This window comes from Comamonas trifloxystrobinivorans, from assembly GCF_043359985.1.
GTDB classification, from domain to species: domain Bacteria; phylum Pseudomonadota; class Gammaproteobacteria; order Burkholderiales; family Burkholderiaceae_C; genus Comamonas; species Comamonas trifloxystrobinivorans.
In genome coordinates, this window is sequence record NZ_JBHZGV010000017.1 from 91785 (window position 1) to 99049 (window position 7265).

The 7265-nt window shown below is 65.7% G+C and carries 6 protein-coding genes; 3 read left to right on the plus strand and 3 right to left on the minus strand.

Annotated elements, in window-relative coordinates:
• Positions 1-15: 15 nt before the first annotated feature.
• From ACFIQF_RS19930 to ACFIQF_RS19940, 3 genes are all read right to left on the minus strand, one after another.
• Positions 16-1581: a sugar ABC transporter ATP-binding protein gene (locus ACFIQF_RS19930; RefSeq protein WP_393945383.1), complete on the minus strand. Its 1566-nt coding sequence runs from the start codon at positions 1579-1581 to the stop codon at positions 16-18.
• A 9-nt stretch (positions 1582-1590) separates the two neighbouring features.
• Positions 1591-2541, minus strand: coding sequence for a sugar ABC transporter substrate-binding protein (locus tag ACFIQF_RS19935; protein ID WP_393945384.1), 951 nt, complete (start codon positions 2539-2541; stop codon positions 1591-1593).
• 209 nt (positions 2542-2750) lie between these two features.
• Entirely contained in the window at positions 2751-4022 is a 1272-nt protein-coding gene (locus tag ACFIQF_RS19940; protein WP_393945385.1) for a YbfB/YjiJ family MFS transporter, read from the minus strand.
• Positions 4023-4097: 75 nt separating this feature from the next.
• Here ACFIQF_RS19940 and ACFIQF_RS19945 point away from each other — a divergent pair, with 75 nt between their 5' ends.
• Genes ACFIQF_RS19945 through pdxY form a run of 3 tightly spaced genes read left to right on the plus strand, consistent with a single transcriptional unit; the run spans position 4098 to position 6964 of the window.
• Positions 4098-4970, plus strand: coding sequence for a LysR substrate-binding domain-containing protein (locus ACFIQF_RS19945; protein WP_393945386.1), 873 nt, complete (start codon positions 4098-4100; stop codon positions 4968-4970).
• 28 nt (positions 4971-4998) lie between these two features.
• Entirely contained in the window at positions 4999-6051 is a 1053-nt protein-coding gene (locus tag ACFIQF_RS19950) for an NAD(P)H-dependent flavin oxidoreductase (protein ID WP_393945387.1), read from the plus strand.
• Between the two features lie 40 nt (positions 6052-6091).
• Positions 6092-6964: a pyridoxal kinase PdxY gene (pdxY, locus tag ACFIQF_RS19955; protein ID WP_393945388.1), complete on the plus strand. Its 873-nt coding sequence runs from the start codon at positions 6092-6094 to the stop codon at positions 6962-6964.
• The last annotated feature ends 301 nt before the right edge of the window (positions 6965-7265 follow it).

A 7265-nucleotide genomic window follows, 5' to 3' on the forward strand; every position in this document is an offset into this window, starting at 1 on the left:
AAAATAGGGGATTGCTCAGGCCGCAGCCGGAGCGCTGTCGGCGTTGCCAAAGGCAGCGGCGAGCAATTGTTTGTCGGTCCACTGGCCGCGCTCGAACACCGCGACCAGCTGGCCGTTGTGCATGACGCCGATGCGGTCGCACATGGCCATCAGCTCGCGCAGATCGCTGGAGACCATCAGCACGGCCTTGCCGTCTTCGCACATGCGGTCGACTTCGTCATAAATATCGGCGCGCGCGCCCACGTCCACACCACGTGTGGGTTCGTCGAGCAACAACACATCGCAAGGCTGGTGCAGCCAGCGGGCAAACACCACTTTTTGCTGGTTACCGCCGCTGAGCGTGGCCACCGATTGCTCGGGCCCGCGCGAGCGAATGCGCAGCCGGTCGATAAAGTGACGCGCCACCTCGGCCTCGTGCGCCAGCTGCAACCAGCCCGCACGCGCCACCTTGCCAATACCGGCCAAGGTGGTGTTGGCGCGGATCGATTGCGACAGCAGCAAGCCTTGCGATTTGCGGTCTTCGGTGACCAGACCGATGCCGGCGCGGATGGCTTGCACCGGGTTCGACCAGTTCGGCGACACCTTGGTGGTAGCGGCCGCCGCGCCTTGCGGCGTGTGCAATTGGATTTCGCCGCTATCGGCCCGGTCGGCACCAAACAGCAGGCGCACCAGCTCGGTCCGGCCCGAGCCGACGAGGCCGGCCAAACCCAGAATCTCGCCCGAGTACAGCTCCAGGCTGACGCCGCGCACCAGCTTGCCGCGCTGCATGTTTTTGGCCACCATGCGCAGCGCACCCCGGGTGCGGCGCGGGCGGCCTTCGTTGTCTTGCACGGCGTGGCCCACCATGCGTTCGACCAGCTCATGCTCTTGCACGCCGGCCATGGGCCGCACATCGACCAGGCGGCCATCGCGCAACACGGCTACGCGGTCGGCAATGCGCTGCAGCTCTTCCAAGCGGTGCGAGACATAGACCAAGGCCACGCCACGGGCCTTGAGCAGATCGATCTGCTCGAACAAATGCTCGGTCTCTTTGGGCGTGAGCATGGCGGTGGGCTCGTCGAGCACCAGCACGCGCGTGTCGTCTTGCAGGTTGCGGGCAATCTCCACCATCTGCTGCTGGCCAATGCCCAGCTGCGCCACCGGCGTGTCGGGGTCGATATCGGTCATGCCGATCTTGGCCAGCTGCTGCAGCGCCAGCTCGCGCATGCTCGCGTGGTCGAGCCAGCCCATGCGGTTGGGCAGGCGATCGAGCAACAGGTTCTCGGCTACGGACAAGGTGGGGATCAGCCCCAGCTCTTGCATCACCATGCGCACGCCGTGGCGCTCAGCATCGCGTCGCGAAGTGGGCGCGTAGGCCTGGCCGTCCAGCTGCATGCTGCCCTGCGAAGGGTCGACCAGACCACACAAAATTTTGGAGCAGGTGCTTTTGCCTGCGCCGTTCTCGCCCGTCAGCGCCATCACCTCACCGGCGAGCAGATCCAGGCTCACGCCTTCGAGCACCGTGGTGCCCGAGTAAGCCTTGCCGATGTTGTGCAGGCGCACGCGCGGCGCGCCTGTCTGTGCGGTCACAGCGCTGTTCATGGGGCTGGTTTACTTGCTGTCTTTGGTGACCAGGGCCACGTCGGTCTTCACCTCGGCAGGCAGATCGCTTTGCTTTTGGCCGGCGGCCAGGGCCTTGAGCGCAATCTCGATACCGAACACGGCTTGCTTGGCCGCATATTGGTCGGCCGTGGCCAGCACGCGGCCGTCTTTCAGCATGGGCTTGATGGCGGCGATGTTGTCGTAACCCACCACTTGCACCTTGCCCGTGCGGCCAGCAGCCTTCACTGCGGCCACCACACCCAGCGCCATGCTGTCGTTGCCGGCCAAAATTGCCTTCAGATCGGGGTTCTCACGCAGCATGCCAGCGGCCACGGTGTTGCCCTTGTCGATTTCCCACTGGCCCGATTGCACGCCCACCACGTTGGCGCCCACGGCCTTCATCGCGTCCTGGTAACCCAGGGTGCGCTGCTGGGCATTGAAGGTGGTGGAGACGCCTTCCACAATCGCCACCTTGTCGCCCGCCTTGATCTGCTTGGCCAGGTAATCACCCACCAGCTTGGCGCCGGCACGGTTGTCGGGGCCGACGAAAGGCACGTTCAGGTCTTTGCTCTTGAGCGCGTCGGCGTCGAGCTTGTTGTCGATGTTCACCACCAGCACGCCCTTGTCGGCAGCGGCCTTGAGCACGGGCACCAGCGCCTTGGAATCAGCCGGCGCAATGACGATGGCGTTCACGCGCTGCGCCACCATCTGCTCCACCATCTTGATCTGGGCGGCCGTGTCCGTCTCGTCCTTGATACCGTTGGCCACCAGCGTGTACTGCGCGGCGTTGGCTTTCTGGTGCGCCTTGGCGCCGTCTTCCATGGTGCGGAAGAATTCGTTGGCCAGCGACTTCATCACCAGCGCCACCTTGGGCTTGTCAGCAGCCACGGCGTTGTGGGTGAAACCAGCTACGCAAGCCAGGGCCAGCGCAGCAGACAGGGTACGGCGGGAAAAGCGCATGTATGTCTCCAGTGGGAAGGGCAAAGGGTTCACAGCCCGCGGCACAGAAACCGCGAGAAGCCGCATGTTTGCACAGGCGCAAACGTTTGCGGCCCGGAGTTTACCCGAAGGTAAAACCAGAGTCAGGCACATTGATGAAGATCATGGCGCTGCGCAGACCGGGCCCAGCGCGCCCGGCAAACGGCTGAATTTCTGCGAGCGCCAGACGCTCAGCGCTTATGAGGATGCCGCCACAGCATCCAGCCAAACAGCAGCACGCCCAGCACCAGCGCCAACGCCGCCACGCCCAGCCCATAGGCAAAACCCGTCTGCGTATTGGCGCTGTGGGCCAACATGTAGGCAACCACCGGCGGGCCGATGATCTGGCCCAGGCCGTAGGCGGCGGTGATCAGACCGGGGAAGCTGCTGATAGCTTCAGGCCAGATGCGCCGCGCTTCCTGCAACGCAAAAAAAGTGAGGGTGGTGAAAGGCAAGCCCAGCAAAATGCTGCCTGCGGCAAAGCCCAGCGGCGTGGGCCAAAGGTAGCTGATGGCAATCGACAACGCTTGCAGGCTGTAGCCCGCCATCAACAGCTTGCGCCTGTCCCACTGCGCGGGCACATGGGTGGAGAGATAGGCGCCCAGTGCCACGCCACCGCCAAACATGGGCCAGAACAGATCGGGCCAGACCGAGCCGGCGGGCAGCGCGCCACGGGCGATCACCGGCAGATAGGTAGCCGTCACGATATAGCCCAGGCCGGCAAAGCTGTAGGCCAGCGTGAGCAAGGCGCGGTCCAGCGGGCCTTCGGCAGCGCGGGGCGCGGGCTGGCCGGTGCTGGCAACCACGGGCGGCGGCGCCAGCGGGCCGCGCACCACGGGCAACACCAACGCCCAAAACAACAAAGCCAGCAGCGCAAACAGCAACCAGCCGCTGACGGCATGCCAGCCCGCAGCCACCATGCCGCTGGTGGCCAAACCGGTAACCGCAATGCCGATGCCCGGGCCGCAAAACAGCAGGCCGCTGATGGCCGGCCGCCCCAAATGCGCCAGTTGTGACATGCACCACAGCGTGATGTTGAGAAACACCACCGCGCTTGCCACGCCCGAGACAAAGCGCAGCGCCGGCCAGCCCGCCGGCCAGTGCAGCGCCATGGCGGCCGTCAGCAGCGCAGTGAAAAACAACCACCAATGCACCATGCGCGATGGGTGCCAGCGCCGCACCACGCCCGGCGCCACCCAGGGCAGCGCCATGCAAACCAGCGAGCCGACAAAATACCCCAGGTAGTTGCTCATGGCCAACCAGCTGCCTTGGGCCAGCGTGATGGTGCCGTCGTGCAGCATCATCGGCAGCAGCGGCGTAAAAGCAAAACGCCCCACGCCCATGGCCGAAGCCATGGCCACCATGCCGGCAATGGCCACCAGCCAAGGGCGCTGGCTCCAGGCGGCGGCGTTGGCAGAGACGGTATCCGGTGCGGTGGCGGGCGCAGAAACAGAGCGGGTCATGGCGGTTATCTATCTTTTTAAGTGATTGAATGGTAAATTAACATCTCAAAAAAAGATAGACCTTGGAGAGCCACCATGCTTGACCTTGCCTCGCTTGCCATCTTTCAGCAGGTTGCTGCCAGTGGCAGCATCACGCGCACCGCGCAGCAGCTGGGGCGTGCGCAATCGAACGTGACCACGCGCGTGCAGCAGCTCGAAGAATCGCTGGGCGTAGCGCTTTTTGTACGCGAGGCCCGCCGCATGGTGCTGACGCCCGAGGGACAGCGCCTGCTGCGCTACGCCGAGCAACTGCTGTCGCTGGCCGAAGAAGCCGAGCAAACGCTGCGCAGCCACATGCCCAGCGGCCGCCTGCGCCTGGGCTCGATGGAAAGCACCGCCGCCGCCCGCCTGCCCCAGCCGTTGGCGCAATACCACCGCAGCCACCCCGATGTGCGCTTGGCGCTGTCCACCGCGCCTTCGCGCCAATTGGTGGAACAGGTGCTGGAGCACCAGCTCGACGCCGCGCTGGTGGCTTGGCCGCCGCCCGATGTTGACGAGCCGCTGCCGCTCGACCTGACGCCGCTCTACCACGAGCCGCTGCGCCTGCTGCTGCCTGCCGACAGCACGCCGGGGCATGCGCCCAGCACGCTGGCCGCTTTTTCCGAAGGCTGCACCTACCGCCGCATTGGCGAAGACTGGTTGCAGCAACACGGCGGCGCGCCCGCGCAAGTGCTGCAACTGCACTCGTACCACGCCATTCTTGCCACCGTGGCCGCAGGCAGCGCTGTGGCGGTTGCGCCGCAGGCAGTGCTCGATATGCAGCGCGATCTGCTGCCCGTTCGCACCGAGCCACTGCCGCCTTGCACCACCATGTTCGTCACGCGCCACGGCTACCAGACGCCGGCCACCGCGCAGTTGCAGGCCACCTTGCAGGCGCACCATGCGGCCACAGCCAGCGCTGTGGTTTAGCCAGATTCGATTTGAACCGGAGACCCGAATGCCTTCCTCTTTGCCAAACCAACTGGGCTTGTCGCTGCCCCTCATCCAAGGCCCGATGACGGGTTCGGACAGCCCGGCGCTCGCCGCAGCCGTGTCAGCCGGCGGCGGTCTGGGCTCGCTCGGTTGCGGCATGCGCTCGCCGCAAGCCATGCGCGAAGCCGCTGCTGCCGTGCGCGCACAAACCGACCGGCCTTTTGCCATGAACCTGTTTGTGCAAGCCACGCCCGAGCCTGACGCGGCGAGCCTGCAGCAAGCCATGCAGCGCCTGGCGCCGCTCTACGCCCGTTTTGGCGCCGAGCCTACGCTGCCCGCGCAGTGGTGCGAAGATTTTGTGCAGCAGCTCGACGCCCTGATCGAATGCCGCCCCGCCGTGGCCAGCTTCACTTTCGGCATTCTGAGCGCCGAGCAAGTACAGCGCCTGCACGCCGCTGGCTGCCAGGTCTGGGGCACGGCCACCACGGTCGCCGAAGCACTGGCCTGGCAAACCGTGGGCGCAGACGCGGTGGTTGCCAGCGGTTGCGAAGCCGGCGGCCACCGAGGCACTTTTTTGGCGGACTACGCTTCGTCCATGGTGTCTACCTTGCCGCTGGTGCGCGACTGCGTGCTGCAGCTGCAAGTGCCGGTGATCGCGGCCGGCGGCATCATGGACGGCGCTGGCATGGCCGCCGCCTTGGCGCTGGGCGCGCAAGCGGTGCAAATGGGCACGGCTTTTCTGGTGTGCCCCGAATCGGCCATCAACGCCGCCTACCGCGCCGCGCTCGCCAGTGCCAAGGCAACCGACACGGTCACCACACGCACCATCTCGGGCCGGCCTGCACGCGGCATTCGCAATGCCATGATCAACGCGCTGGAGCCACAAGAGGCCGACATTCCCGCCTACCCGGTGCAGAACGCACTGACTGGCGCACTGCGCAAACTCGCCGGTGCCGCTGGCGATGCGCAGTACCTGTCGCTCTGGGCTGGCCAAGGCGTAGCGCAGGCGCGGGCCCTGCCGGCTGCACAGCTATTGCAGCAGCTCAAGCAGGAGTGGCTGGCCGCTGGCGCACAATAGCCGCCACCTGTTCCACCGCCGTTTTTTTGAGGACTGATCCGTGAGCACCACCACCGCGAACCCCGTCATTTTGTCTATCCAATCCCATGTCGCCTGGGGCTATGTGGGCAATTCGGCGGCGGTGTTTGCGCTGCAGCGCATGGGCTTTGAGGTGCTGCAGGTGCACACGGTGCTGTTTTCCAACCACACTGGCTACGGCCAGTTCCGCGGCCAGATCCTGAGCGCCGAGCATATCCGCGACATCCTCACCGGCCTGCGCGAGCGCGGCGTGCTGCAAAAAGTGGCAGCCGTGCTCTCGGGCTACCTGGGCAATGCCGACACGGGCGCCGCCATTTTGGAAGCCGTCAACGACATCCGCCACGCCAACCCGCAGCTGCGCTATCTGTGCGACCCGGTCATGGGCGACGTGGGCCGCGGCCTCTTCGTCAACCCCGCGATCCCCGATTTTCTGCGCGACCAGGCGATCCCGTTCGCCAACACCATCACGCCCAACCAGTTCGAGTTTGAGCTGCTCACCGGCACCAAACTCACCAGCGTGCCCGAAGCCGTGGCCGTAGCCCGCCAACTGCGCGGCCGCGGCCCGGAGAGCATCGTCATCACCAGCCTGGCTACGCCCGACATCCCCGGCAACGAACTCGGCACACTGGCCGTCAACGGCCAAGGTGCCTGGCTGGTGCGCACGCCCAAAATCGACCTGCACCCGCTGCCCAACGGCATGGGCGACGTATTCGCCGCCACCTTGCTGGGCCACCTGGTGGCCAACAAATCCCTGCCACAAGCGCTGGAGCTGGCCACCGCCACCTTGTACTCGCTGGTCAAGGCCACCGCTGCCGGTTCGCGCGATCTGCCGCTGATTGCCGAGCAAGCGCAGCTGATGGAGCCGAGCACGCGCTTTGTGGCGCAGACGGTGTGAACACTCAGGCACCCTCGTTAAACTCCACGCGCGCCGCCCATTAATCAGCGCCACTCTCGCAGGCCGTTGGCTGTTTCGGCTGTTGGATGTCCCCACCCCTTTCAGCCAGCGCCTGCGGACGCAGCAAACGCCGGCGGTTTGGCTGCCGAAGGACAGCCAAACTTCGTGCTCTGACTTGCAGACGCTGTTTGAACGGAGCGCCTTGGCGCGGAGTGAGTTCGTCTGCACGCCGGCGTTTGCTGTGGCCGCAGGTTGCCCCGATTGCCCCGCTTCGCGGGGCGGTCGGGGACGCTGGATGTGG

What these genes read in the sequence shown, in the direction of transcription:
- ACFIQF_RS19930 (WP_393945383.1), bottom strand. Translation starts at nt 1,581, where the DNA reads ATGAACAGCGCTGTGACCGCACAGACAGGCGCGCCGCGCGTGCGCCTG.
- ACFIQF_RS19935 (WP_393945384.1), bottom strand. Translation starts at nt 2,541, where the DNA reads ATGCGCTTTTCCCGCCGTACCCTGTCTGCTGCGCTGGCCCTGGCTTGC.
- ACFIQF_RS19940 (WP_393945385.1), bottom strand. Translation starts at nt 4,022, where the DNA reads ATGACCCGCTCTGTTTCTGCGCCCGCCACCGCACCGGATACCGTCTCT.
- ACFIQF_RS19945 (WP_393945386.1), top strand. Translation starts at nt 4,098, where the DNA reads ATGCTTGACCTTGCCTCGCTTGCCATCTTTCAGCAGGTTGCTGCCAGT.
- ACFIQF_RS19950 (WP_393945387.1), top strand. Translation starts at nt 4,999, where the DNA reads ATGCCTTCCTCTTTGCCAAACCAACTGGGCTTGTCGCTGCCCCTCATC.